Origin of the sequence: Enterobacter cloacae complex sp. P12RS, from assembly GCF_014895875.1 — a bacterium.
Lineage (GTDB): Bacteria > Pseudomonadota > Gammaproteobacteria > Enterobacterales > Enterobacteriaceae > Enterobacter > Enterobacter bugandensis.
Genome location: NZ_JADBQO010000007.1, coordinates 309148 through 334137, shown reverse-complemented (window position 1 = coordinate 334137; position 24990 = coordinate 309148). Strand labels below are relative to the sequence as shown.

The following is a 24990-nucleotide window of genomic DNA, read 5'->3' as shown; positions in this document are numbered from 1 at the left end:
GCTAAGCTTCATCCGGCGCGTTTATTTCCCAGCTTCGGTGAGCAACGCGCCACCAGAGCAGGACGGCGGCCAGCGCAATCGCGCTCAGGACACTGAATGCCGTCGCAAACGAGTAATGACCGGCGATCGTCCCGGTTAACGCAGGGCTCATGGCTGCCCCCACTCCCTGCATCAGCATCACCACACTCTGCCCGGCATTTACGTGCCCGCTTCCGCGCAGCAGCACCACAATAAACGACGGTACGACGACACCCAGGATCCCGGCGGCGAGACCGTCGAGAATTTGTACCGGGATCATCATTAACGGCGCGTCGGTCGATGCCGCCAGCGCCGCGCGCACCGGCATAACCAGCAGCGCCAGCATAATCAAGCGCCAGTAGCCGTAGCGTTCTATTCGGCCTGCAACCCAGATGGCAACGGGGATCATCACCGCCTGCGAGATGATGACGGTGCCTGCCGCGTACAGGCCAGGGTTGATCGAGGCGGGTGTCGCGGCCACCCTCATGCTCAGCATCGGCAGCAGTGCGGCATTCGCAAGGTGGAACAGCAGCAGCGTCAGCCCGGTCACAAACAGCGCCCGGTTTTTAATCAGCACCGCGAAGCCGGGGACAGGAACGCTACCTGAGGATGAAAGCCCTCGCGCCGCATCGTTATCAATGTCCCCGTTGCGGATGGCAAGCAGCGCGCAGAGCGTCAGCAGCGTCGTGCAGGTCATCAGCAGGAAAATCCCCCCGACGCCCCAGTACCAGGCAATGCCGCCTGCTATCACTGCGGTGACAAAATTGCCGCCGTGATTAAACGCCTCATTTTTGCCCATCTGCGCGCTGAACCCGCGCTGGCCGGTCAGGCCCAGCGTAATCCCGGCGACGAGCGGCCCGACAAACGCCGCGCAGATGCCGGTGACCATTTGTGAGACGGCAACAACGCTGGTCTGCTGGCTAAACCAGAGCAGCAGCGTGCTGAGAGTGATCAAAGTGCAGAGCAGCGCCAGTACGGCGCGTTTGTTCCGCGAAGTGTCAGTAATTACCCCCGCCGGGAGCGTAGCCAGCAATCCCGCCAGCCCACCGGCAGTCATCAGGATGCCGATATCATCGGGACGCCAGTGGCGTTCTGTCAGAAAGATACCGAGAAAAGGACCAAGGCCATCACGGACATCCGCAATGAAAAAACTTGTCAGGCATAACGCCCGCAGCGAACGAAGAGACATACTTCCTGCCTGTAAATTATCCGGCTCGCGTTTCGCGATGACCCGCGTCCAGACGATCGTACAATAAAATTTAAAATGTAGCGTAGCGCTGCTTATTGAAAATCAGATGACGGCCCAAAAGACCGGATTAACCGGGGAGGCTACTCGTCACACCAGCCTCCAACGAGCTGTAGCAAAATGTGAATAGCCGCCGGGAACATCAACAGGAAGAGTAAAACTGTCACCACAGCAATCGCCATCAGAAACTCCTTTTAAATTTTCGTTTTACGAAATCGTAGTCAGTATTTTTAATTTGTCACTGACGCTCGGCTATTTTCTTCATTATTCACGGGGACGCCCCTTTTTATTAGCGCCCCCGTTGCTGGTTTGATTAAAATTCGCGTTTAAAACGCCGGAGCTTTACCTTTTGATTATGCTTTTGCTGCTCAAATAGCAAAGTTTTCCGTCATCTGCTTCAGTGCCCTGGACTGCTCGGTCAGCGCCTGCGATGCCGCTGCGGACTGCTCAACGAGCGCCGCATTACCCTGCGTCACGCCATCCATCTGGGTGACAGCTGCGCTGATTTGCATGATGCCCTGCATTTGCTCAACCGAGGCCATTGAAAGACTGTCCATAGTTTCAGCAAGCGTAGCCACGTTGCTCGCAGCCCGCAAAATCGTCTCTGCCGTTCTGGATGCCACCGACACACCGTTATCGACATCCTCAACGGCATGCTCAATCAGCGCCCCAATTTCTTTGGACGCCGTTGCGCTGCGCTGAGCGAGATTTCTGACTTCCGTCGCCACCACGGCGAAGCCACGACCATGCTCACCGGCACGTGCAGCCTCGACCGCCGCATTCAGCGCCAGAATATTAGTCTGGAAAGCAATCCCTTCTATAACGCTGGTGATTTCCTTTATCTTCAGGGCGTTAGCCGAGATATTCTGCATCGTTTCGCTCATTTCGCCCACGGCAGACTCACCTTCACGTGCCAGTGCTTCCGTCTTTCTTGCTGACGTTGCCGTATGCTCCGCGACCTCGGTATTGTTCCGAACGGTCATCGTCAGCTGTTCCATGCTGGCGGCAGTCTGCTGCAACGCCGCGGCCTGCTCCTCGGTACGAGACGATAACTCCATATTGCCCTGCTCGATCTCACCGGCAGCCAGATCCACCGACGTCGCGGCCTCTTTGATTTCAGTGACAAGGGTTTTCAACTGGGTCTGCATGTTGTCCAGAGCCGCAAGCAGCGTGCCGGTTTCATCCATCCGGGTAATATGTATGGTTGATGTGAGATCGCCGGCGGCAATGGTGTTCGCCGTATTCACGGCCTGCTTTAGCGGTCGGAGAATACTGCGCGACAGCAAAATGCCCGTCAGCAGCGCGGTGACAACCGCCGCAATCATTCCCAGGATTATCATCATGCGCGTACGGAAGCGTTCTTCAGCCAGTCGGGTTTGACGTTCAGCCATAATGCGGTACTCGTCGTTCAGCGCTTGCTGAATAACACCCCGCATGGCGTCCATTTGCTCTTTTCCGGTATTACGCTCCAGGCTACTGATGAACGCATCCATCTCTTCCCCCCCGCGGGATACGCTCTCTCTTCGCTGGATTAACGGCAGCGCAAATGACTTTTTCCATTCTTCTTCAAGCCTGGAGAGGGTGGTTAATTTTTGCTGCTGCGACGGGTTATCACGCGTAAGCCCTGCAATTTCGTCAACTTTGCTTTTAAACCTCTCATCCCCCTGCGTGAAGGGTTGAAGAACGTCCTGATTGCCGGTGAGCGCAAAACCGCGAATGCCGGTTTCCATGTTGATCAGGTTTTCGGTTACGGAGCGAAGGTTATCGACCACTTTATAGCTATGAACGTTGAGCTTGCTGACGGCAGTCACTCTGTCAAAGCTCAAATAGAGCAGCCCGCAGACGACTGACATTAAAACCACAATTGCGCCAAATGCTATGGTAAGCCGGGTGCCGATGTTGAGATTTTTAAACATGACTCTTCCTTAATAATTAGCATAGGTTCATCTTCTGGAGATGAATTTTAATAACGGCTTATTTTTTGTGGTTAATGGAAATGGGTTTCCACCACGACCACACCCATGCTAATCGGCAGAGAAAATTAATACTTTAGGCTGAGGTAAAAATATAATAATCATCTTTTTGCGATGATTCTTATATGCAATAAACGGCCATGCTCCAGTCAGCATAAATAATTAAATAAACTTGCGAGCATTATAAATTTGAGATTGGTAAAAGCGCCTAAATTTAAGCACATTTAATATAAATATATTTCAAAACATTAATAAATGTAAACTTTAGTTCTTTTTTTGACCATTTCTGGGCTTTCAGACCTTAAAAAAACCGGGCGCGGGGCCCGGTTATCTTTTTAGCTAAAAGTGACTTTATGCGCTCAACCCGCGATTCTCCAGCATCGGTTCAATCTTCGGATCGTGCCCGCGCCAGCTGCGATACAGTTCAGCCAAGTCCGTACTGTTACCACGGGACAAAATCGCCTCGCGGAATTTCTGTCCGTTTTCACGCGTCAATCCACCCTGCTCCACGAACCACTGATAGCCATCGTCCGCCAGCATTTGCGTCCACAGGTAGGCGTAATACCCCGCCGCGTAGCCGCCGCCAAAAATATGGGCAAAGTAGCTGCTGCGATAGCGCGGCGGTACAGCGGGCAGATCCAGCCCCTCTTTTTTCAACGCGGCGGCTTCGAATTCTTCAACGCTCGACACGGCCTCGCTGATGCCGTGCCAGTTCATGTCCAGCAGCGCCGCACTCAGCAGCTCCGTCATGTCATAGCCCTTGTTGAAATGGGTCGCGTTGAGCATGCTTTCCCGCAGCGCGTCCGGCATGGGGTCACCGGTTTCGTAATGACGGGCATAGTGGCTAAACACCTGAGGATGGCTGGCCCAGTGCTCATTGATTTGCGACGGGAATTCAACGAAATCACGCGGCGTATTGGTACCGGACAGCGTGGCGAAGCGCTGGCTGGCAAACAGACCGTGCAGGGTATGGCCAAACTCGTGGAACAGGGTTATCACGTCATCCCAGGAGAGAAGCGCGACGCCGCCGTTACCCGGCTTTTGGTAGTTGCAGACGTTGTAGATCACCGGGCGGGCAGCAAGCTCAAAGGACTGCTCGATGAAATTGCCCATCCAGGCCCCGCCCTGCTTGGAATCGCGGGCGAAGAAGTCGCCGTAAAACAGCGCCATGCCCTCACCGGTATGGTCAAAAATTTCCCATACGCGGACGTCAGGGTGATAAACCGGAATGTCGAAACGCTCCACAAAACGAATGCCAAACAGCTGGCTGGCCGCCCAGAATACACCGTCCTGCAATACGGTATTGAGCGCAAAATAGGGCCGAATCTGCGATTCATCGAGGGCATATTTCGCCTGACGCACGCGCTCGGCATAAAAGGCCCAGTCCCAGGCCTGCACGGTGAAGCCACCCTGCTCGTCGTCGATGACCTTCTGAATATCGGCCTGCTCGCGTTCCGCGCGGGCGCGGGCGGCAGGCACAATGCCGCGCATAAATTCCAGCGCGGCGGCCGGGGTTTTCGCCATCTGGTCGGCAATGCTCCAGCTGGCGTAATCCTCAAAGCCGAGCAGACGGGCCTGGCGCGCCCGCAGCGCCGTAAGGCGCAGGATCAGCGTGCGGGTGTCGTTTTCATCCCTTTTCTGGGTGCGCGTCCAGCCGGCGTTGAACAGGTTTTCGCGCGTCTGCCGATTGCGCAGCGCGGCTAGCGCAGGCTGCTGTGTCGTATTCAGGAGCGGGATCAGCCAGCGGTCGTTAAGCCCTTTTTCCGCGGCGGCCTGCGCCGCGGCGGCAATCTCTTCGGCGCTCAGGCCTTCAAGCTGGTGCGCGTAATCCACCACCAGCCCGCCCGCGTTGTTAGCGGCCAGCAGGCGCTGGTTAAACTGGCTGGTCAGGGACGCGGCCTCGGTATTCAGCGCCTTCAGCTCGGCTTTTTCCGCTTCATTCAGGCGCGCGCCGGCCAGAATAAAGCGCTGGTACGTCTCCTCGACCAGCCGACGGGATTCGGCATCCAGCGCGGCGCGGTCCTGCCAGACGCTCTCGACGCGGGCGAAAAGGGTGTCGTTCAGCCAGATGTCGTTCGCCAGCGCGGCAAGTTCGGTGGAGAGCTGCTCCTCCAGTTCTTGCAGGTACGCATTGGTGTGCGCGGAGGTCATGGCGAAGAAAACGCTGCTGACGCGCGCAAGCATGACGCCGCTTTTCTCCAGCGCCAGCACGGTGTTAGTGAAGTCTGGCGCAGCGGTGTGAGAGACTATCGCCTCTATGTCCGCCCGCTTCTGGCGAAGCGCTTCATCGAAGGCCGGACGATAATGCTCGTCTTTGATGGTATCAAAATGGGGAGCCTGGTAAGGCAGCAGGCTGATGTCAAAAAAGGGGTTGGTGGCCGTCATCTTTCACTCCTCCGAACGAATATCTTCCCAGAGTAGGCCAGGCCGCCATCGCCTGCAACGCCGTCATACAAATGTTGCCTTAACGCACCCTCTGCGGGCGTGCTATGTTAGTACCACACAAAAAGCGTTGAGGAACAGTGAGATGATTATTTTAGTTACCGGGGCAACGGCAGGTTTTGGTGAAAGCATCACGCGTCGCTTCGTCGCCAACGGGCATAAGGTGATTGCAACGGGTCGTCGTCAGGAGCGCCTTCAGGAGCTGAAGGACGATTTAGGTGACAGTATCCTGACCGCGCAGCTGGACGTGCGTAACCGTGCGGCCATTGAAGAGATGATTGCCAGCCTGCCGGCAGAGTGGCGTGCCATCGACGTGCTGGTCAACAACGCCGGTCTGGCGCTGGGCATGGAGCCTGCCCACAAAGCCAGCGTTGAAGACTGGGAAAACATGATCGACACCAACAACAAAGGGCTGGTGTACATGACCCGCGCGGTGCTGCCGGGCATGGTCGAGCGCAACCGCGGCCACATTATCAACATCGGTTCTACCGCCGGGAGTTGGCCTTACGCGGGCGGTAATGTCTACGGCGCGACCAAAGCGTTTGTGCGCCAGTTCAGCCTGAACCTGCGCACCGACCTGCACGGCACCGCTATTCGCGTCACCGATATCGAGCCGGGGCTGGTAGGCGGCACCGAATTCTCCAACGTGCGCTTCAAGGGCGATGACGCGAAAGCGGATAAAACCTACGAAAATGCCAACGCCCTGACGCCGGAAGACGTCACCGAAACGGTATGGTGGGTCGCAACGCTGCCAAAACACGTCAACATCAATACCGTGGAAATGATGCCGGTCAGCCAGAGTTTTGCCGGACTTAGCGTCCATCGTGGCTAAATAAGCCCTTCCCGGCCCGCGGGCCGGGTCTGTTTCGGGTCATAAAAGAATGGTAGTATGTTCGGGCTAACTCTCTGAGAAATGACAACTCATGGCCGCTGAATCGCAACTCAATCCCACCCAGCCCGTAAACCAGCAAATCTATCGCATTTTGCGACGTGATATTGTCCATTGCCTGATCCCACCGGGAACGCCGCTTTCTGAAAAAGAGGTCTCCGTGCGATTTGACGTGTCCCGTCAGCCGGTGCGTGAAGCATTTATTAAGCTTGCGGAGAACGGCCTGATTCAGATCCGCCCGCAGCGCGGCAGCTACGTGAACAAAATTTCACTCTCACAGGTGCGCAACGGCTGTTTCGTACGCCAGGCGATTGAATGCGCTGTGGTGCGCCGTGCCACGACGCTCATTAATGACAACCAGTGTTACCTGCTGGAGCAAAACCTGCATCAGCAGCGCATTGCGATTGACCGTAAACAGCTCAACGATTTCTTCCAGCTTGATGATGAGTTTCACCAGAAGCTGGCGCAAATTGCAGACTGCCAGCTGGCCTGGGATACCATCGAGAATATCAAGGCCACCATTGACCGGGTGCGCTACATGAGCCTCGATCACGTCTCCCCGCCGGAAATGCTGCTCCGCCAGCATCACGATATTTTCAGCGCGCTGGAAAAACGCGACCCGGACGGCGTGGAAAAAGCGATGACCCTGCATCTGCAGGAGATAGGCGAATCCGTGCAGCTTATTCGTCAGGAAAATAGCGAGTGGTTTAGCGAAGAGTGATATTTGCCGCCCTTTTCGCGGGCGGCGCCGTAATTAGCGAACGACTAACACCGGAATTGTGGCGTAGCGCAGAATAGATTCCGCATTTGACCCCAGCAGATGGGTGGTGATGCCCGGATTTCTTGACCCGATGACAATCACGTCATATTCCCCTTCTTTGCTCAGCTTGATAATTTCATCGCGGACGCTGCCAAAACGAACCAGAGTGTGGATATTCTCCGGGGAGATATCGAACAGTCGTTTTAACTCGTTCATTTTCTTCCCGGATTCTGCGCTCATATACTCTTCAAACTTTTTAATATCGGCGTTGAATCCGCGCAGCAGAGACCGGCTGCTGGCAGGCAGAATATTGACCAGGGTAATCGACGCGCCCTCGGCCTTCGCGAGGTTAGCCGCGTGGCGAACCGCTTTGTCGCTTAAATCCATTTCAAACACGTCAACAGGCATCAAAATCTTCTTATACATAAGCCTGACTCCTTATTCCGATGAAGGGTTATTTCCTGCAACCAGAATGGCATCGGGAATATAAACCAATCCTCAACGCTTCCCTGTAGAAACTATCAATAAGTGAAAATAACGGTCTGCTTTGTAAATTGCCGTCGTGAAGCGTCAACGCCCCATGTAATAAAGAAAAAAGTGTGAGTTTGATCAAAAACAAAAACATGACTGGCAGACAGGCGTATTTATAGTGCCCCGTGAACGGCAAAACCTGAAATAGCGCCGTAACGGAAAGTTTAGAGAGGAGAAAATACCATGATGACATACGACCGTAACCGCAATGCAATCACCACCGGCAGCCGCGTCATGATTAGCGGCACTGGCAAAACCGGCGTGATTAAGGCGATCCACAGCGACGGGCTGGATGCCGCGCAGGTGCGCCGTGGCAAAACGGTGGAAGTGGAAGGATGCGAAGGTAAGTTCGAACCAATTGAACTGATTCGTCTGGGTATGCACTAAATTGTGCGCCGACATGCCGCCGCGAACGGCGGCATGTATTGAATTACAGGTGCGACACGTACTCCGCCACCGTGGTCTTTGCTCCCTTCTGCAGCAGCGTCTGATACGCGCTCATCACGGCATCTGTGAAGGCTTTTTCTCGCGGCAACTCTTTCCCAAAAATGGCCTCAATGCCGAGCAGCGCGTTAACCCGGCTTTCCCCTTCGGCACTTCCCTTCACCGCCGCCTGAATCACCGCCAGCTGCGGATCGCTCACGTCGATGGCGTTACCCTGCTCATCCACGCCGCCGACATAGCGCATCCACCCAGCCACACCCAGCGCCAGCAGTGGGAAAGGCGTCTGGTGCACCAGGTGCCAGCGCGCGGGATCCAGCATCCGCTGCGGAAGCTTCTGGCTGCCGTCCATCGCAATTTGCCAGGTACGGTGGCGCAGGGCCGGGTTACTGTAACGGGCGATCAGCAGGTCAGCGTAGCGTTCTAAATCGACGCCCTTCACTTTCAGGGTCGGCGCCTGCTCGTTGAGCATCAGCGCGTGCGCGGCGACGCGATAGTGTTCGTCTTCCATACACTCATTAATGTGCTGATAACCGGCCAGATAGCCCAGGTAGGCCAGGAAAGAGTGGCTGCCGTTGAGCATGCGCAGCTTCATCTCTTCAAACGGGATCACGTCTGAAACCAGTTCGGCTCCGGCTTTTTCCCATTCCGGACGCCCGGCCACAAAGTTATCCTCGATAACCCACTGGCGGAACGGCTCGCAGGCCACCGCCGCCGGATCGCGTACGCCGGTCAGCTGCGCGATTTTATCCAGCGTATCGGGTGTGACCGCCGGTACGATGCGGTCCACCATGGTTGACGGGAAGGTGACGTTAGCCTCGATCCAGTCCGCCAGCTCGCCGTCTACCGCCCGGGCGTAAGCGCAGGTGACATTGCGCATCACGTGACCGTTCTCCGGCATGTTGTCGCAGGACATCACGCTAAACGCGGGCAGCCCCGCCGCTTTACGGCGCGCCAGCGCTTCCACCACCACGCCCGGCGCGGATTTCGGCTGATGCGGGTTTTGCAGGTCGGCAACGATGAAAGGATGATCGAGCATCAGTTGCCCGGTTGCCGGAGAGTGGCAGTAGCCTTTTTCGGTGATGGTCAGCGAGACAATCGCCACCTGCGGTTCACACATTGCCGCCAGCACGCTTTCCAGCCCGTCGACCTGCGCGTGCAGGGCCTTTTTGACTACGCCAACCACGCGGGACGTCCAGGCATCGGCAGACATTTCCGCTACGGTGTAGAGGTTATCCTGCGCCTTCAGGTCGGCAATCTGCTGCTCGCCGCCAATCAGGTTAACCTCACAGTACCCCCAGTCGCTGCCGTGTTCAGCCGCGAGGATGTCCGCATACACCGCCTGATGCGCGCGGTGAAATGCGCCGAAGCCTAAATGTACAATGCGTGCTTTAAGGCTGTCGCGATCGTACTGAGGCAGCGTCGCGTTGGCCTGTAATAAGGTGTTTTCCATGATTAAGACTCGCTAATTAGAAAGCTGTGGATCGCTGCCGCCCCCAGTCCAGAGCGGCAGCGCCTGCTGACTACACCAACTAGAATGGCAGTCGGGGTAAAAAATTACTGCCATCAACCATACTGATACTGCCGTTTGAGTTTTTGATTTATATTAACTTTTGCTCAGGTGGTGTGACATAAACAAAAAGTTGTGTGATAAGTCACGAAAGATATAAACCACTAGCGTCGCGTGGAGACCGCACCGTAACCCACGCGCTCTTTCGGCGCGGCCTCTGCTGCATCTTCAGCCGCGCTAAGGTCGCGGTCGCGGACTTCCGGCATCAGGAACGCCGAAACCAGCCCAATCACGGAATAGGCCACCAGCATGGCTACAATCGGCCACCAGGAACCCGTCATATTGCAGAAAATCCCCGCCAGTACCGGGCCAAAGCCCACCGCCACCAGACCACCCGCCTCCTTGGAGATAGCCATACGGGTAAAGCGATTTCGCGAGCCAAACATCTCCGCCATGGTGATATTTTCCAGCGCAAACAGCCCCAGCACGGCGAAGTTATGGATAACGATGATCGAGAGCATGATTGTCCCCGGCGCATAGCTCTTATCGACGATAATCGACAGCATCGGGTACGCCAGAATAATGGCGGAGATATTGAGGATAATGTACGGCAGCCTGCGCCCCACTTTGTCGGAAAGCCAGCCCAGCAGCGGGATGGAGATAAACCCGAGAATAGAACTTATCATCAGCGCGTCGGTGGGAATCGCTTTATCGAACAGCAGCGTCTGGACCAGATAACCCGCGAGGAAGGTCTGGATCAGCCCCGAGTTGCCCGCCTGACCGAAGCGCAGGCCGGTCGCTAGCCAGAAGGATTTACTTTTCACCATTGAACCCAGCGAGGTGTCCGGCTGCACGGTTTCTGCATCGTTTACTTTCTCAAAGACCGGGCTCTCCTTGAGGTTCATTCGCAGCCAGATGGCAAAGATCATCACCACGACGCTGGCAAGGAACGGCACGCGCCAGCCCCAGGCGAGCAGCTGTTCACGATCGAGGGCGAAGAACATAATGGCCCAGATCGCCGTGGCGCTCAGCGTCCCGCAGTTAGTCCCCATAGCCACCAGCGAGGAGATGATGCCGCGTTTCCCTTTCGGGGCGTACTCCGCCAGCATGGTCCCGGCCCCGGAGATCTCCGCCCCGGCGCCCAGCCCCTGAATGATACGCAGCGTCACCAGCAGTACGGGCGCAAAAATGCCGATCTGCGCGTAGGTCGGCAGCACGCCAATCAACGTGGTGCAGATCCCCATCATGGTGATGGTGATAAACAGCACCTTTTTACGACCAATGCTGTCGCCCATTCTGCCGAAGATAAAGGCCCCGACGATACGCGCGATGTAGCCCGCGCCGTAGGTTCCCATCGCCAGAATCAGCGCCATCGCGGCCGACTGTTCCGGGAAGAAGATTTCATGAAATACCAGCGCCGCCCCCAGCGAGTAGAGCTGGAAATCCATAAACTCCAGCGCGGTGCCCAGCCAGCCGGAGACGGCGGCTTTCACCAGATCTGAGGTGGTTCTTTGAGGTTGTGCTTGCGTCATAATGGCTATCTCTAAAAGGTAAGATGCGTACCACTGAGAGCCCGTCTTCGCGGGCTCTTAACCGCGTGTAGGGTTATTGCCCGAACGTCAGTAAAACCTTGCAGCACTGCCGCTGGTCTTTTTCAAACAGTTCGATGGCGTCTGTTACATGGTGATAGTCAAAGGTATGGGTGATCAGTTTTTCCGGGTCGATCAGCCCTTTTTCAAGCCAGTCGATGACGACCGGGAATTTGTTGGCATTGAGGCGCGAGGAGAAGATCGCCAGCTCTTTACCGGTAATCCCCTGCTGGACTATCTGGCTCGGCTCGCTGGAGAAGCCCATCAGCACGATGCGCGCCGCCGGGGAAGCCAGGGTGACCGCCTCCTGCAAAATCGACGGATGGCAGGCGGCATCAATAATCAGCGTCGGCTTGATGCCTTTTTCGTCCAGCGCGGCCTGCAGCGACTTTTCGCCGTTATTAAAGACCCAGTCCGCGCCGCTGCGCTGGGCCATAGCCAGACGCTCATTGATTCTGTCGACGACGATAACCTGCTTCACGTTGTAGACGCCCTTCAGCGCCTGTACGGTGACCAGTCCCATCGGTCCTGCGCCGTAGATCAGCGCAACGTCCTGTTCGGTAGGGCTAGCCTGCCCCGTCACGTTGGCGGCAATGGTGAAAGGTTCAACCATCACGGCGTGTTTATCCGGGATCGCATCCGGGATGCGCCAGGCATTTTTAGCGGGCACGGCGGCATATTGGCTGAATCCGCCGTCGCGGTGGACGCCCAGCACCACCAGCGAGGTGCAGACGTTAGGCTTGCCGACGGAGCACGGGTAGCAGTGCCCGCAGCTGATCACCGGATCCACCGAAACGCGCTCCCCTAACCGGGACGGTTCTACGCCCTCGCCCACGGCGTCGATCGTGCCAAAAAACTCGTGGCCAATCACGCGCGGATATTTTGCAAACGGATTATGCCCGCGGTAGATGTGGCTGTCTGACCCGCAGATCCCGGCCAGCTTGATTTTGACGCGGACTTCCCCTGCGCCTGGCTCCGGGCGCGGACGCTCTTCAATCACCAGCTGGTTCGGCTGTTGAATCACTACGCTTTTCATCGTTCGCTCCTCGGTTACCAGTTCCACAGCGTGCCGTCTTCGAGACGGGCCACCGGCAGATAGGCCGGATCGTACGGGTATTTCGCCGCCAGCTTTTCATCAAACTCAATGCCCAGCCCCGGCTTCTCGCCCGGGTGCATATAGCCGTTATCAAAGCGCCAGCTGTGCGGGAAGACTTCCAGCATCTGTTCGGAGTATCCCATATATTCCTGCACGCCGAAGTTCGGCACCCACAGGTCGAAATGCAGCGCGGCCGCGTGGCAGATCGGCGACAGATCGGACGGGCCGTGCGAGCCGGTACGCACCTGATAGAGCGACGCGAAGTCCGCGATGCGGCGCATCCCGGTGATCCCCCCCGCATGGGTGATAGTGGTGCGGATATAGTCGATAAGCTGCTCTTCGATAAGCTGCTTGCAGTCCCAGATGCTGTTGAACACCTCGCCCACCGCAATTGGCGTGACGGTATGCTGGCGGATCAGGCGGAAGCACTCCTGGTTTTCCGCAGGCGTTGGGTCTTCCATCCAGAACATGCGGAACGCTTCGATACTCTTGCCGAAGCGCGCCGCTTCGATGGGCGTCAGGCGGTGGTGCATGTCATGCAGGAGATGCTCATTGAAGCCAAATTTACTGCGCACCGCGTCAAACAGTTTTGGCGTGAAATCGAGGTATTTCTCGGTGGACCAGAGCTGCTCTTCCGGCCAGTCGCCTTTGGTGGCGGGCTCGTAGGCCAACCCCTTCCCTTTAGCCATGCCGTAGGTGGTTTTCATACCCGGCACGCCGCACTGGACGCGGATCGCCTTAAAGCCCATCTCCTTATGGCGGGCGTAATCTTCCAGCACGTCGTCAATGGTGTGCCCGGTGGTGTGGCAGTAGACCATTACGCCCTCACGGGATGCGCCGCCCAGCAGCTGATAGAGCGGCATATTGGCCGCTTTGGCTTTGATATCCCAGAGCGCCATATCCACGGCGGAAATTGCCGACATGGTGACCGGCCCGCGGCGCCAGTAGGCGCCCTTATAGAAGAATTGCCAGATATCTTCGATGCGGTGCGCGTCGCGGCCAATCAGCTGCGGGCAGAGATGATCTTTCAGGTAGGAAGCAACGGAGAGCTCACGCCCGTTCAGCGTGGCGTCACCGAGGCCAACGATCCCTTCATCGGTAGTGATTTTAAGGGTGACAAAGTTCCGCCCCGGGCAGGTAACAAACACGTCAGCCGCGACAATCTTCATAATTCCTTTCCTTACATCGTTCGTTGTGATGACGGAAATTTACCCACTCACATAACTACCATACAAGTATGATGATCATAAAATCGGCTAACGATCACAAAAACGGTCGCCTGCTCGTCCCCCTAAAACCCATCATTTTGTGCCTGTTTCACTTCAGGTGACGATTCATTTAGGCAGCGTACCTGAAGATATCTTTTACTTTTCCATACCCGTGTCGCGGGTATGCCGTTATTGCTCTTTGGTGTAGAATCTGAACGGGGAAACTTGCTCATCTGCACCCATTTAAAAGGAAACGCTATGACTACATTAAGCAAACGCCTTTGTCTGACAGCCCTGCTGGCGCTGTCATCGTTCGCCTTTGCCGCCTCTGCGACAGCGGAAACCAGCAAGCTCATTATTGAGTCTGGTGACAGCGCGCAAAGCCGCCAGAACGCCGCGATGGACAAAGAACAATGGAATGACACCCGCAGCCTTCGTCAGAAGGTCAACAAACGTGCTGAAAAAGAGTGGGACAAAGAAGATGTCGCCTTTGACGCACGCGATAAGTGTCAGCAAAGTGCGAACGTCAATGCCTACTGGGAGCCGAACACCCTGCGCTGCCTGGATCGCCGCACTGGTCGTACGGTAGCCCCATAATGTCGGCGCCCTGTGACGTAAAACTCCGGCCGCTGGAGCGTGAAGACCTGCGCTTTGTCCACCAGCTCGACAATAACGCCAGCGTGATGCGCTACTGGTTCGAAGAGCCGTACGAGGCCTTTGTCGAGCTGTCGGATCTTTACGACAAGCACATTCACGATCAGAGCGAACGTCGTTTTGTGGTGGAGTGTGAAGGCGACAAAGCCGGGCTGGTGGAGCTGGTTGAGATCAACCACGTTCACCGCCGGGCGGAGTTCCAGATCATTATTTCGCCGGAGCACCAGGGGAAAGGCCTGGCCTCCCGGGCGGCGAAGCTGGCGATGGATTACGGATTCAACGTACTGAATCTCTACAAGCTTTATCTGATCGTGGATAAAGAGAACGAAAAAGCGATCCATATCTACCGCAAGCTGGGCTTTATGGTAGAAGGCGAGCTGATTCATGAGTTCTTTATCAACGGTGAATACCGGAATACCATCCGCATGTGCATTTTCCAGCATCAGCATCTGGCCGGTCACAAGCCGTCAGGTGCCAGCCTGCTGAAACCAACCGCGCAGTAGCCTGCGCGGTTTCATTCTCAGTAATACTCAATCGTGTTTTTGATGGTGTACTTGCGCTCAACGGCGGGTTTGACGCTGTCGTCCGTGATCGTCAGATCGCAGCTCACCGGGTTATTGTGGCGATCGTAGTCGCAGCTCTGCGTCACGTTGCCCAGCGGCTTATCGTTTAACAGGCTCACGGCCGAGTAATCCATTCTTTTGCGCAGATCCTTAGACGGCGTCGACTGTACCGATAAATGCTGATCCCCGGAGACGGTGGTTTTGCCCAGCGGGTAGCCATCCGCATCGTAGCGGTACTTCACCTCCATCTCTTTACCATGTGCGGCCACCACGAAGCCGTTGTCGTCGGTATCCCACGTCACCCCGGCTGACGGCAGTTCGGCCAGCTGGCATTTGCCCTGCAGCTTCACCTTACGCTGCTGGGTTTCTGCATCGATGTAGTAGTTTGCATCCAGCACCAGCGCTACACCCGTGTTAGCCTCCAGGTCGTGCAACTCCAGCGTATCAAAACACCCTTCCGCCGACACAGTGCCGGTGACCCGTTTGGACACTTCACCCTTCTCGTTGAACAGCGTCTGGGTAAAATCCTTGACCGGGCCGCGAAGAGGGTCGAAATCAAATTCGTTCGAAAAACTCGCCATCTCGGGCGTAAACGACAGCGGCGCGGAGTTGTTATCACACCCTGCGAGAGTAGCTGCCAGGAGCGTTATCGCTGCATATTTCTTCACATTCTTTACCAATACAGAGAGATTATTCCCAATCATATTAGCAAATACAGTTGTTTACACGAAGCCTGCTAAAATTAATCTCTACACAGAGAAAAGGAGCTACAGATGAAACGGTTACCCTGGATTACCGCCCTGCTGTTAATGAGTGCCTCAACGGCCGCGCTGGCGGCACCGGACTCCTGCGAGCGCGTGAAAAGCGACATTCAGCAGAAGATCATCAACAACGGCGTGCCGGAGTCAGGTTTTACGCTGAACATTGTGCCGAACGATCAGGCTGACCAGCCGGACGCTCAGGTGGTGGGCCACTGTGCCAACGACACCTTTAAAATTTTGTACACCCGTACGGGCAGCGGAGCGGCGGCCGGCAATCAGGATAATGCGCCGGCTGAACCTCAGTAAATCACCGTCAATCCCCTTTGATTTGACAAGGATTAATATTTAATACCTCCAAATAAGTAACACTCACCCCATCATTAGCCCGGTTATCATTTCGGGAAAAATAATACGTAATCACAATGGTGGGGTGAGCCATGTCCGATATCGAACATCACGGCGGGATAAGCCGTCGAACACTCGTGAAATCTACGGCGATAGGTTCTCTGGCGCTTGCCGCTGGCGGAATTTCGTTGCCTTTTGGACTGAAAAGCGCCGCAGCCGCGGTACAAAATGCAATGAAACCGGCAGAAGATAAAGTGGTCTGGGGCGCCTGTTCGGTCAACTGCGGCAGCCGCTGTGCGCTGCGTCTGCACGTCCGCGATGACGAAGTGTACTGGGTCGAAACGGATAACACCGGTGAGGATATCTACGGCAATCACCAGGTCCGGGCCTGCCTGCGCGGGCGCTCCATTCGCCGCCGCATCAACCACCCTGACCGTCTGAACTACCCGATGAAACGCGTGGGTAAGCGGGGTGAAGGCAAGTTCGAGCGCATCAGCTGGGACGAAGCGCTGAACGCCATCACCGCCAGTCTGAAAGACGTGGTCAGCAAGTACGGCAACGAAGCGGTGTATATTAATTACTCCTCCGGGATTGTCGGCGGCAATATCACCCGCTCCTCCCCTTACGCTTCGCTGGTGGCGCGCCTGATGAACTGCTACGGCGGTTTCCTGAGCCACTACGGCACCTACAGCACGGCGCAAATCGCCTGCGCGATGCCTTATACCTATGGCAGCAACGACGGCAACAGCACCTCGGATATCGAAAATACCAAACTGGTGGTGATGTTCGGCAATAACCCGGCGGAAACGCGCATGAGCGGCGGCGGGATTACTTACTATCTGGAGCAGGCCCGCGAGCGTTCTAACGCACGCATGATTGTCATCGACCCGCGCTATACCGATACGGCAGCCGGACGCGAAGACGAGTGGATCCCGATCCGTCCGGGTACCGATGCCGCCCTGGTGGCGGGGATTGCCTGGGTATTGATCGACGAAAACCTGGTTGACCAGCCGTTCCTGGACAAATACTGCGTTGGCTACGACGAAAAAACGCTGCCGGAAGGTGCCCCCGCTAACGGTCACTACAAAGCGTACATTCTCGGCCAGGGTGAGGACAACACGGCGAAAACGCCGGAGTGGGCCTCGCGCATCACCGGCATTCCTGCAGACCGCATCATTAAACTGGCCCGCGAGATTGGATCCGCGAAGCCGGCCTATATCTGCCAGGGCTGGGGACCACAGCGTCAGGCGAACGGTGAACTGACCTCCCGCGCCATCGCGATGCTGCCGATTCTGACCGGCAACGTGGGGATCAACGGCGGCAACAGCGGCGCCCGTGAGTCGACCTACACCATCACTATCGAACGTATGCCGCTACCGGAAAACCCGGTCAAAACGCAAATTTCCTGCTTCAGCTGGACGGACGCCATCGCCCGCGGCCCGGAAATGACCGCTCTGCGCGACGGGGTACGCGGTAAAGATAAGCTGGACGTGCCGATTAAGTTCATCTGGAACTATGCGGGCAACACCATTATTAACCAGCACTCCGATATCAATAAAACCCACGATATTCTGCAGGACGAAAGCAAGTGCGAAACCATCGTGGTGATCGACAACTTTATGACCTCATCGGCGAAATACGCCGATATCCTGCTGCCAGATTTAATGACCGTCGAGCAGGAAGACATTATCCCTAACGATTACGCCGGGAACATGGGTTACCTGATTTTTCTCCAGCCCGTGACCGCGCCGAAGTTCGAACGCAAGCCTATCTACTGGATCATGAGCGAAGTGGCGAAACGCCTCGGACCGGATATCCATCAGAAATTTACCGAAGGACGAACGCAGGAAGAGTGGCTGCAGTATCTGTATGCCAAAATGCTCGCTAAAGATCCCACACTGCCGTCCTATGACGAGCTGAAAAAAATGGGCATCTATAAGCGCAAAGATCCGAACGGACACTTTGTGGCCTATAAAAAATTCCGCGATAACCCGGAAGCCAACCCGCTGAAAACGCCCTCAGGCAAGATTGAAATTTATTCCAGCAAGCTGGCGGATATTGCGGCGACCTGGGAGCTGGCAAAAGATGAGACCATCAGCCCGCTGCCCGTCTACGCATCTACCTTTGACGGCTGGGATGCGCCCGAGCGCACGCAGTTCCCGCTGCAGCTGTTTGGCTTCCATTTTAAAGCCCGCACCCACTCGAGCTACGGTAACGTCGACGTGCTGCAAGCGGCCTGCCGCCAGGAGGTCTGGCTGAATCCCGTTGATGCCGCGAAACGTGGCATTAAAAACGGCGATACGGTGCGCGTCTTTAACGATCGCGGTGAGGTGAGAATAGAAGCGAAAGTCACGCCGCGCATCATGCCAGGCGTAAGTGCCATGGGCCAGGGAGCCTGGCACGATGCCAATATGAATGGCGATCGTATCGACCACGGCTCGTGTATCAACACCCTGACCACGCACCGCCCGTCACCGCTGGCAAAAGGCAACCCGCAGCACACCAATCTGGTGCAGATTGAGAAGGTGTAAGGGGTGAATTCTATGACCCTGGTTTATGCTTTGGTCTGTATTAATGGTTAATCACGTCGCGCGGACATAACCGCGCGAGCAAGGAAGGTTTAATGAAAGACGTCTCACACCGTGACTCGTTCGCGTTCAGCGCCCGCGTACTGGGCGCGCTGTTTTACTTCGCCCCAGACAGCGAGCAGACAGCCCCTCTGGTGCAGGCACTTACCGCTGGCGAATGGATAGAGGACTGGCCCCTGCCGCCCGAAACGCTGCTGCCCGTTGCCGAAACCTTTGCCTCATCTTCCGATGAGCCGCTGACGGATGCCTGGCAACGGCTGTTTATTGGTCCTTATGCCCTGCCCGCTCCGCCGTGGGGTTCCGTCTGGCTGGACCGTGAATCCGTGCTGTTTGGCGATTCGACCCTCGCGCTGCGCCAGTGGATGCGGGAAAACAATATCGCGTTTCAGATGCAGCAAAATGAACCGGAAGATCATTTCGGCACCCTGCTGCTGCTTGCGGCATGGCTGGCCGAGAATGGCCGCGAGTCGGAGTGCGATCGGCTTCTGGCGTGGCATCTGCTGCCGTGGAGCACCCGCTTTCTGTCGGTGTTTGTCGACAATGCCGGGCATCCGTTCTATATCGCGCTCGGCAGGCTTGCGCAGCTGACGCTGGCGGACTGGCGATCGGCGTTGGTTGTTCCGGTTGCGGAAAAGACGTTGTACCGCTAAGGGATATGGCTTGCCCGCGGGTGGCGAGCAAGCCTTTAACCAGGGTTTGGTTGTGCATCACCACCTGATTCACTCACACTCTCTTTGCTTTGAATGAACCGGAGTGCCAAATAGAGGTCTGGCGCCAGAATCATGTCATCATCATTCATCGTTGGCCGACTTTCTTTAAACCAACGTGTTAATTCCGTTTTCCTGCCCGCAAGGATTAACATAATCTGTCGGGCTTTCAGGTCACGCTTTAACTCATTAATGCTTGCCAGGACACTGATATCTGAATAGGTGAAGCAAGCCACGGCATCAATAACCACCCATTTAGGTTGTACTGCTGCACCATCAACCAGGTTCAATACCCGACGTTTAAAATAAGCCACATTAAAATAGGTCAACGGTGAGTTAAATCGATACATCAGCACGCCCGGGACCATTTTAATATCGGTTGTATTCCCTAATGAGTGGATCATTCCATTTTCGTCAGTCCCCAGTAAGTGCTCAGAGGGACGAAATACCGTACGCAGGAACTGTAACAGGCCAAGCAACACCGCAAGACCGATTCCCTGGATTACACCGATGATTAAAACACAGCCAAACGTGAAGAAGGCCAGGCGAAATGCCTGTTTATTTCTTCGCCTCAGGTTCCATAACCCACGTAAATCAATTAATGACCACGATGCATACATTAGAACAATACCTAATGCAGATACCGGAATAAATTGTAATGGCTGCGTGAAAAATACCACCACTAAACCTATCAGTAAGGCTGCGACTATGGAAACCAGCTGACTTTTCCCCCCAACGGAATCATTAACCGCGGTCCGGGAATCGGCTCCACTGATGGCAAATCCCTGAGATAGCCCAGACATAATGTTCGCAATACCCAGTGCCCGGAACTCTGCATCAGCATTAATTTCATAGCCATTTTTCGCGGCGAAACTGCGAGCGGTCAGCATCAGACTGACAAAACTTACTAAAGCCAGGTTCAGCGCCGGGATCACTAATTCTCGCATCGGACCGGGCTGGAACGCCCCCCAGTTAACGACGGGTAAACCAGGCTGGAAGCCATCCCCCCCAATCGTGGCAATACCATACTGTTGCGCAGATGTTCCCCATACCAGTATCGTTGTTATCACAATGGCAATCAGAGGTGCTGGCCAGTGGCTGCGATACGTTTTGATAACCATTAAAATAATTAACGTTAAAAGTGATATCCCTATTGTTAATACATGGCTGTCAAAAAGTCGGCCTGGCAAGGCCAGTATTTTCTCAATAACCTGCGCTTCATCGAGCTTGATCCCCAAAACCTTGCCTAATTGCCCGACAATAATCGTCACGGCTACGCCATTAAGCAACCCTGTAAGAATGGGATGAGAAAGGAGATCGGCAAGTGCACCCAGATGGAATTTACTGGCAAGCAGGCACCACCCGCCCATCATCAATGTCATGACGATCGTCAGTTGCCAGTGAAGTTCAGGATTGCCTGCAGAAAGAGGAAACACGACGGCTGCAATCACGGCGCAGGTCGTTGCATCAGGGCCAACAATAAGCTGACGTGAAGAACCAAACAGTGCATAAGCTATCATCGGTAAAACGCAGGAATAGAGCCCCACTATTGCCCCAACACCCGCCAATTCAGCATAAGCAATAGCAACGGGTAGCGCTACAGCCGCAACGGATAATCCAGCCTTAACATCATGTTTTAGCCAGCTTTTATCGTAGGCTAACAAATTTTGTAACCCTGGCATGTACTTTAACAATAATTTTCCGAGCACTTTATTCTCCGGACAGGGATGATAGCCACGTAATATTGGCACACTTCTCAGTGAGGTTCTGGTTTCCAAATGCTCCGGAGTCAGGTCGATGCCTCTCAGTTCTTAATAAAACGTCAGTCAACTCATTATTCTGACTGCTGTTAAACATCATTTAAAAACTACCGCCCCATCATCTTTCCGGGGCGGCTCAAATTCGTCGCTATTGCGCGCTCATATCTATAAGCAACCCGCAATCAGAAACTGTACGTCACCTTCAGGCTTCCCGTTGGCGACGTTTTACGTTGCACGATCGGGCTATCACCCGCATCCCCCGTCAGCTGCGTTACGCCCGCGGAGGTGAGAACGCTCCAGCGCGAGGTGAGCCTGTAGGTCCAGTCAAGGTTCATCGACCAGGCGTAAATTCCCGCTCCGGCGTCATGTCGGGCAAACCCCGATGCGGCGGACTGGGCAGCATTAACCCCATAGTACGTTTGCATGTACTTGCCGGAACCCCAGCTGCCCGTCAGCCCCAGCGTCACCGCATTTTTCGACGATGTGTAGAGCGGGCTGGAAATGCCGAAATGCACCGCCTCACCGTTGTCTCTCTCAGAAACCGGGATCTCAGCCTGCAGCTGCAGATTGAGCCAGTCGGTCACCTTATACCCCAGACCCGGCACTACGATAGCGGAACCTTTGATATCGCCCATCCCCCGCAGGTAGTCGCTGCCGGAGCTGATCGAATCACTGCTCACGTCTTTATCTTTACGGCCTGTTCGGTAGCTCACTGCGGCGTTGTAATCCAGGTTGCCAATGTTGTTTCCGTAACCGATACCCCGCGTGGTGCTGATAAAGAAACCATTTGCCATGGAATAATCTACTACCTGAGCTGCCGAGACCCGGCTTTTATCCGAACCCGAGTAGCGTGGCGCGACGTCCACGCCTCCCCCCAGGGTTAAGGCATTGCCCTGTTTCTGCTCTGCCGCCAGTACCGGGGTAGCCAGTAACGCCAGAATAACGCCCGGCACGATGTTTTTCAGTCTGCGGCTCGGAAGTAAATAGGGGAAAGTATGACGCAGTTCGATGTTACTCATTGAAGAAGTCCTTTGGATTCAAATGATTGCAATGCAAGCGGTTTACACGCCAGAGCACTCATTCTGAATACTCACCCTGAGGTTCTTATGAGCCGAAAATGAAGAAAGGCTGAAGCGCGTGCGTGCGCTGTCAACCGAACGGATTTCCTGCTACCGTTTTTTTCTTAAGTTGTTCTTCATTCACTGTTGATACAGTTACCAATGTGAAAATCTTACTAATCGAAGACGACCTGGATCTCGGCAATGGCGTACGTATCGCCCTTTCAGATCAAGGATTTGATGTCATATGGGTTCGCCGTAAAGAGGATGCGCTGCATCAGCTTGAGGTCGGCGTGCCGGAACTTATTCTGCTCGACCTGGGGCTGCCCGACGGCGACGGCATGAGCCTGATGACGCGTTTGCGCCAGCAGCTTAAGGGGATCCCCGTCATTATCCTGACGGCGCGAGGCACCCTGCAGGATCGCCTGTGCGGGCTGGATGCTGGCGCAGACGACTATCTTGTCAAACCCTTCGTTCTCGCCGAACTGCTGGCGCGAGTCAGAGCCCTTGCGCGACGCAGCTACGGTTTTGAAAATGAAGCGATAGAAATCAGGAGCTTATCGCTTCATATCCCGACGCGTCGCGTAACGGTGAACGCGCGTCACGTTGAGTTGACGGCCAGTGAATATGCGCTGCTTGAAACGTTGATGCTGCGCGCTGACCGGGTGATCACGCGGCGGTTCCTGGAAGAGAGGATATTTGGCGCGAAGGAAAATCTCAGCAATGCGCTCGACGTGCATATGGGGAATTTGCGGCGAAAAATTGGTGACGGCTATGTACGAACGGTGCGGGGCGTCGGGTATGTCATTGATACCGTCGCTATCCAGAAGGTAACAGATTAATGCGAAATGTCTGGCACCAACTGAGGCGCCCAACGCTGGTACGGCGAATTATCATCGCCCAGATGCTGCTGCTTACCCTGCTGTGGTGTCTTTTTTTAACCTTTATTTTATTGGAAGACCTGCGTAGCCCTCCGATACTCACGGGAAGTAAGACTTACGAAACCATTTTTACTCTGGTTGATCTCAGTGACGAGCGCCCGCAGGCTCGTAATGATGTCCTGGAAGCATTCAGCAAAGCGTTGCGGGAAGGCTATGGCGGCGGTGAAGATCCGGAGCTGTCGATTAACCTGATCGTTCGCGAAAACAACGAGGTTATTTTCTCTTCTGATGGTGCACCTACGGGGGTAAAAAACACCAGACTGGGCGAAATGCAGCGCGTTCAGAGTGAAGGTCACGCCTGGACGAGCCGCACGCTTAAATCCCCCCACTCCAACGTGGAGGTTACCCTTTTCACCCCTGCCGGAAGCTGGAACTTCTTTATCTACCTGAACTCGCGGGGCTACTACATTATGCCGCTGCTGGTATGTATTCCTTTTCTTCTGTTTCCTGCGTGGCTGTCAATCCGCATTGCGATGCGCCCCTGGAGCAAGGTGGTTAATGAGATCTCATTACGTTCGCCTGACGATCTCTCCCCTTTAAAGGCTGTTCCCGGGCATAAGGAACTCCGCCAGATGGTGGACGCGATTAATGATTTTCTTGCCAGAGTGCGGGAAAGCGCTGAACGCGAACGGGTTTTCATTGCGGACGCCGCGCACGAGCTGCGTACGCCGCTGGCCGCGATGCGCATCAACGTGGAGGCGCTGCAGTCCTGGGTGAGCAGCGAGAGCCAGCGGCAGCTGCTTGCAGGGATTGTGCGCAGCAATAGCCGGGCGGCCCGTCTTGTCAACCAGCTGCTGCTGATGATGCATAGTGAAGCGCGCATTGACACCGCGATGGAGCCCGTGCCGCTAACCTCGCTCATACAAGAGCGGATGGCTGCGCTGGAGCCGCTAGCGTCCGGGCGCAAGATTGAGCTGGAATTCTTCGCTGAGGATGAGATTTGGATCGCTGGCGTCAGGGAGCGTCTGATGTCGCTGATCGACAATCTCATTGAAAACGCCGTGAAGTACAGTCCTGAGGGCGGGCGGATTCAGGTAGAGGTACGCTCAGCAGATAAATCAGCCCAGCTACGCGTCTCCGATCGGGGGCCGGGTATCCCGGTTGAATTGCGCGAGCGCGTATTCGACCGGTTTTTCCGCGACCCCAATCAGCTGCAAAGCGGGAGCGGACTGGGGCTTGCCATTGTCAAAGCCGTTGCACAGCAGCACGGCAGCAGCGTAAACCTGAGTACTTCCGCAGAAGGTGGCCTGCTGGTGACGGTTGACTTCCCGAACCGCACGTATAGCTAAACCGGAACAGGGTGTTTGATCGCAAATGCCGCAGATTGCTTCAAAAAAATTACCGTATTTGTTATATTGTTGTTTATTGCTTATTCACCTCTGCGGTGCCAAAAAGAACAAGATTCACCGCAACCCAGGAAAGAGAAATGTTAGATTACCGCTTCCCGACAGCTTTGCAGATGGTTCTCAGCGTAGCAATGGCGGAGCAACTAGGTGAACGTTCGACGAGTGCGATTCTGGCCTACGGCCTGGAAGCCAACCCGAGCTTTATCCGCAAATTGATGGTTCCACTCACGCGTGACGGCATTATCGTCTCAACGCTTGGCCGCAACGGCTCAATTCATCTTGGACGTCCGCCGGAAGAGATTACCCTGCGCGATATCTACCTTTCAGTCACCGAAGATAAAAAACTGTGGGCGTCGCGCCCGGACGTGCCGGCCCGCTGCGTGGTCAGCGCGAACGCCTGCTGGTACTTCAAATCTATTTCCGAAGAAGCAGAGCAGGCCTCGCTCGCGGTATTAGCGCGCCACACCGTGGCAAGCGCGCTGGACGAGGTCAAGAAAGCCGATACCAGCGGGTGCGATCCTTTACCTGAACTGATTGCCCAGTACAAAAAAGCCCAGTAATTTA

At 55.4% G+C, this 24990-nt stretch carries 22 protein-coding genes; 11 read left to right on the top strand and 11 right to left on the bottom strand.

Going from position 1 to position 24990, the window contains the following annotated elements:
* Position 1: 1 nt before the first annotated feature.
* The 3 genes from IM284_RS04560 to dcp all read right to left on the bottom strand — a co-directional run bounded on the left by IM284_RS04560 (position 2) and on the right by dcp (position 5622).
* Positions 2-1207, bottom strand: coding sequence for an MFS transporter (locus tag IM284_RS04560; RefSeq protein ID WP_047368468.1), 1206 nt, complete (start codon positions 1205-1207; stop codon positions 2-4).
* A gap of 425 nt (positions 1208-1632) precedes the next feature.
* Positions 1633-3180, bottom strand: coding sequence for a methyl-accepting chemotaxis protein (locus tag IM284_RS04555; protein ID WP_047368467.1), 1548 nt, complete (start codon positions 3178-3180; stop codon positions 1633-1635).
* 408 nt (positions 3181-3588) lie between these two features.
* A complete protein-coding gene (gene dcp / locus IM284_RS04550; RefSeq protein WP_047368466.1) occupies positions 3589-5622 on the bottom strand; it encodes a peptidyl-dipeptidase Dcp in 2034 nt (677 codons plus the stop codon).
* A 142-nt stretch (positions 5623-5764) separates the two neighbouring features.
* On the opposite strand from dcp, the gene ydfG reads away from it, so the two are divergent.
* Complete coding sequence (gene ydfG / locus IM284_RS04545; RefSeq protein ID WP_028013011.1) at positions 5765-6511, top strand: bifunctional NADP-dependent 3-hydroxy acid dehydrogenase/3-hydroxypropionate dehydrogenase YdfG; 747 nt, start codon at positions 5765-5767, stop codon at positions 6509-6511.
* Positions 6512-6602: 91 nt separating this feature from the next.
* On the top strand, positions 6603-7289 hold the full coding sequence (locus IM284_RS04540) for a GntR family transcriptional regulator (protein WP_047368465.1): 687 nt from the start codon (positions 6603-6605) through the stop codon (positions 7287-7289).
* A 33-nt stretch (positions 7290-7322) separates the two neighbouring features.
* Here the strand turns inward: IM284_RS04540 and IM284_RS04535 are convergent, their stop codons facing one another.
* The gene (locus tag IM284_RS04535; protein ID WP_028013009.1) at positions 7323-7754 is read right to left on the bottom strand and encodes a universal stress protein; all 432 of its coding nucleotides are present in this window, start codon (positions 7752-7754) and stop codon (positions 7323-7325) included.
* Between the two features lie 288 nt (positions 7755-8042).
* On the opposite strand from IM284_RS04535, the gene ydfZ reads away from it, so the two are divergent.
* Positions 8043-8246: a putative selenium delivery protein YdfZ gene (gene ydfZ / locus IM284_RS04530; RefSeq protein ID WP_028013008.1), complete on the top strand. Its 204-nt coding sequence runs from the start codon at positions 8043-8045 to the stop codon at positions 8244-8246.
* A gap of 43 nt (positions 8247-8289) precedes the next feature.
* On the opposite strand, the gene IM284_RS04525 is transcribed toward ydfZ, so the two are convergent.
* The 4 genes from IM284_RS04525 to manD all read right to left on the bottom strand — a co-directional run bounded on the left by IM284_RS04525 (position 8290) and on the right by manD (position 13664).
* The gene (locus IM284_RS04525) at positions 8290-9753 is read right to left on the bottom strand and encodes a mannitol dehydrogenase family protein (protein WP_047368464.1); all 1464 of its coding nucleotides are present in this window, start codon (positions 9751-9753) and stop codon (positions 8290-8292) included.
* 221 nt (positions 9754-9974) lie between these two features.
* Positions 9975-11342: an MFS transporter gene (locus IM284_RS04520; RefSeq protein WP_028013006.1), complete on the bottom strand. Its 1368-nt coding sequence runs from the start codon at positions 11340-11342 to the stop codon at positions 9975-9977.
* Positions 11343-11415: 73 nt separating this feature from the next.
* Positions 11416-12435 (bottom strand): Zn-dependent oxidoreductase, encoded by a 1020-nt coding sequence (locus IM284_RS04515; RefSeq protein WP_047368463.1) that lies wholly within the window; start codon positions 12433-12435, stop codon positions 11416-11418.
* Between the two features lie 14 nt (positions 12436-12449).
* Complete coding sequence (manD, locus tag IM284_RS04510; protein ID WP_028013004.1) at positions 12450-13664, bottom strand: D-mannonate dehydratase ManD; 1215 nt, start codon at positions 13662-13664, stop codon at positions 12450-12452.
* Between the two features lie 297 nt (positions 13665-13961).
* Here manD and IM284_RS04505 point away from each other — a divergent pair, with 297 nt between their 5' ends.
* Positions 13962-14300: a DUF1283 family protein gene (locus IM284_RS04505; protein ID WP_008502414.1), complete on the top strand. Its 339-nt coding sequence runs from the start codon at positions 13962-13964 to the stop codon at positions 14298-14300.
* Positions 14300-14860, top strand: coding sequence for a spermidine N1-acetyltransferase (gene speG, locus IM284_RS04500; protein ID WP_041910220.1), 561 nt, complete (start codon positions 14300-14302; stop codon positions 14858-14860). The genes IM284_RS04505 and speG overlap by 1 nt, the downstream gene beginning before the upstream one ends.
* Positions 14861-14877: 17 nt before the next feature.
* Here the strand turns inward: speG and IM284_RS04495 are convergent, their stop codons facing one another.
* Entirely contained in the window at positions 14878-15624 is a 747-nt protein-coding gene (locus tag IM284_RS04495; RefSeq protein WP_032644870.1) for a YnfC family lipoprotein, read from the bottom strand.
* A 69-nt stretch (positions 15625-15693) separates the two neighbouring features.
* Between IM284_RS04495 and IM284_RS04490 the strand changes: the two genes are divergently transcribed.
* From IM284_RS04490 to dmsD, 3 genes are all read left to right on the top strand, one after another.
* Positions 15694-15987 (top strand): DUF1161 domain-containing protein, encoded by a 294-nt coding sequence (locus IM284_RS04490; RefSeq protein ID WP_047368462.1) that lies wholly within the window; start codon positions 15694-15696, stop codon positions 15985-15987.
* Between the two features lie 131 nt (positions 15988-16118).
* Positions 16119-18557, top strand: a complete 2439-nt coding sequence (ynfE, locus tag IM284_RS04485) for a selenate/tellurate reductase subunit YnfE (protein WP_047368461.1) — start codon at positions 16119-16121, stop codon at positions 18555-18557.
* Between the two features lie 92 nt (positions 18558-18649).
* Positions 18650-19264: a Tat proofreading chaperone DmsD gene (dmsD, locus tag IM284_RS04480; RefSeq protein WP_028012998.1), complete on the top strand. Its 615-nt coding sequence runs from the start codon at positions 18650-18652 to the stop codon at positions 19262-19264.
* 35 nt (positions 19265-19299) lie between these two features.
* Here the strand turns inward: dmsD and IM284_RS04475 are convergent, their stop codons facing one another.
* Positions 19300-21030, bottom strand: coding sequence for a SulP family inorganic anion transporter (locus IM284_RS04475; protein WP_047368460.1), 1731 nt, complete (start codon positions 21028-21030; stop codon positions 19300-19302).
* Positions 21031-21263: 233 nt separating this feature from the next.
* Positions 21264-22100 (bottom strand): MipA/OmpV family protein, encoded by an 837-nt coding sequence (locus IM284_RS04470; RefSeq protein ID WP_047368459.1) that lies wholly within the window; start codon positions 22098-22100, stop codon positions 21264-21266.
* Positions 22101-22303: 203 nt separating this feature from the next.
* Between IM284_RS04470 and IM284_RS04465 the strand changes: the two genes are divergently transcribed.
* From IM284_RS04465 to IM284_RS04455, 3 genes are all read left to right on the top strand, one after another.
* A complete protein-coding gene (locus IM284_RS04465; protein ID WP_028012995.1) occupies positions 22304-22981 on the top strand; it encodes a response regulator in 678 nt (225 codons plus the stop codon).
* On the top strand, positions 22981-24369 hold the full coding sequence (locus tag IM284_RS04460; protein ID WP_047368458.1) for a HAMP domain-containing sensor histidine kinase: 1389 nt from the start codon (positions 22981-22983) through the stop codon (positions 24367-24369). Before IM284_RS04465 ends, IM284_RS04460 begins: the two co-directional genes overlap by 1 nt.
* A 137-nt stretch (positions 24370-24506) precedes the next feature.
* Positions 24507-24986: an Rrf2 family transcriptional regulator gene (locus IM284_RS04455; RefSeq protein ID WP_028012993.1), complete on the top strand. Its 480-nt coding sequence runs from the start codon at positions 24507-24509 to the stop codon at positions 24984-24986.
* Positions 24987-24990 lie beyond the last annotated feature (4 nt).

Excerpts from the sequence above, each read along its gene's own strand:
- IM284_RS04560 (WP_047368468.1), bottom strand. The coding sequence starts at position 1,207 with ATGTCTCTTCGTTCGCTGCGGGCGTTATGCCTGACAAGTTTTTTCATT.
- IM284_RS04555 (WP_047368467.1), bottom strand. The coding sequence starts at position 3,180 with ATGTTTAAAAATCTCAACATCGGCACCCGGCTTACCATAGCATTTGGC.
- dcp (WP_047368466.1), bottom strand. The coding sequence starts at position 5,622 with ATGACGGCCACCAACCCCTTTTTTGACATCAGCCTGCTGCCTTACCAG.
- ydfG (WP_028013011.1), top strand. The coding sequence starts at position 5,765 with ATGATTATTTTAGTTACCGGGGCAACGGCAGGTTTTGGTGAAAGCATC.
- IM284_RS04540 (WP_047368465.1), top strand. The coding sequence starts at position 6,603 with ATGGCCGCTGAATCGCAACTCAATCCCACCCAGCCCGTAAACCAGCAA.
- IM284_RS04535 (WP_028013009.1), bottom strand. The coding sequence starts at position 7,754 with ATGTATAAGAAGATTTTGATGCCTGTTGACGTGTTTGAAATGGATTTA.
- ydfZ (WP_028013008.1), top strand. The coding sequence starts at position 8,043 with ATGATGACATACGACCGTAACCGCAATGCAATCACCACCGGCAGCCGC.
- IM284_RS04525 (WP_047368464.1), bottom strand. The coding sequence starts at position 9,753 with ATGGAAAACACCTTATTACAGGCCAACGCGACGCTGCCTCAGTACGAT.
- IM284_RS04520 (WP_028013006.1), bottom strand. The coding sequence starts at position 11,342 with ATGACGCAAGCACAACCTCAAAGAACCACCTCAGATCTGGTGAAAGCC.
- IM284_RS04515 (WP_047368463.1), bottom strand. The coding sequence starts at position 12,435 with ATGAAAAGCGTAGTGATTCAACAGCCGAACCAGCTGGTGATTGAAGAG.
- manD (WP_028013004.1), bottom strand. The coding sequence starts at position 13,664 with ATGAAGATTGTCGCGGCTGACGTGTTTGTTACCTGCCCGGGGCGGAAC.
- IM284_RS04505 (WP_008502414.1), top strand. The coding sequence starts at position 13,962 with ATGACTACATTAAGCAAACGCCTTTGTCTGACAGCCCTGCTGGCGCTG.
- speG (WP_041910220.1), top strand. The coding sequence starts at position 14,300 with ATGTCGGCGCCCTGTGACGTAAAACTCCGGCCGCTGGAGCGTGAAGAC.
- IM284_RS04495 (WP_032644870.1), bottom strand. The coding sequence starts at position 15,624 with ATGATTGGGAATAATCTCTCTGTATTGGTAAAGAATGTGAAGAAATAT.
- IM284_RS04490 (WP_047368462.1), top strand. The coding sequence starts at position 15,694 with ATGAAACGGTTACCCTGGATTACCGCCCTGCTGTTAATGAGTGCCTCA.
- ynfE (WP_047368461.1), top strand. The coding sequence starts at position 16,119 with ATGTCCGATATCGAACATCACGGCGGGATAAGCCGTCGAACACTCGTG.
- dmsD (WP_028012998.1), top strand. The coding sequence starts at position 18,650 with ATGAAAGACGTCTCACACCGTGACTCGTTCGCGTTCAGCGCCCGCGTA.
- IM284_RS04470 (WP_047368459.1), bottom strand. The coding sequence starts at position 22,100 with ATGAGTAACATCGAACTGCGTCATACTTTCCCCTATTTACTTCCGAGC.
- IM284_RS04460 (WP_047368458.1), top strand. The coding sequence starts at position 22,981 with ATGCGAAATGTCTGGCACCAACTGAGGCGCCCAACGCTGGTACGGCGA.
- IM284_RS04455 (WP_028012993.1), top strand. The coding sequence starts at position 24,507 with ATGTTAGATTACCGCTTCCCGACAGCTTTGCAGATGGTTCTCAGCGTA.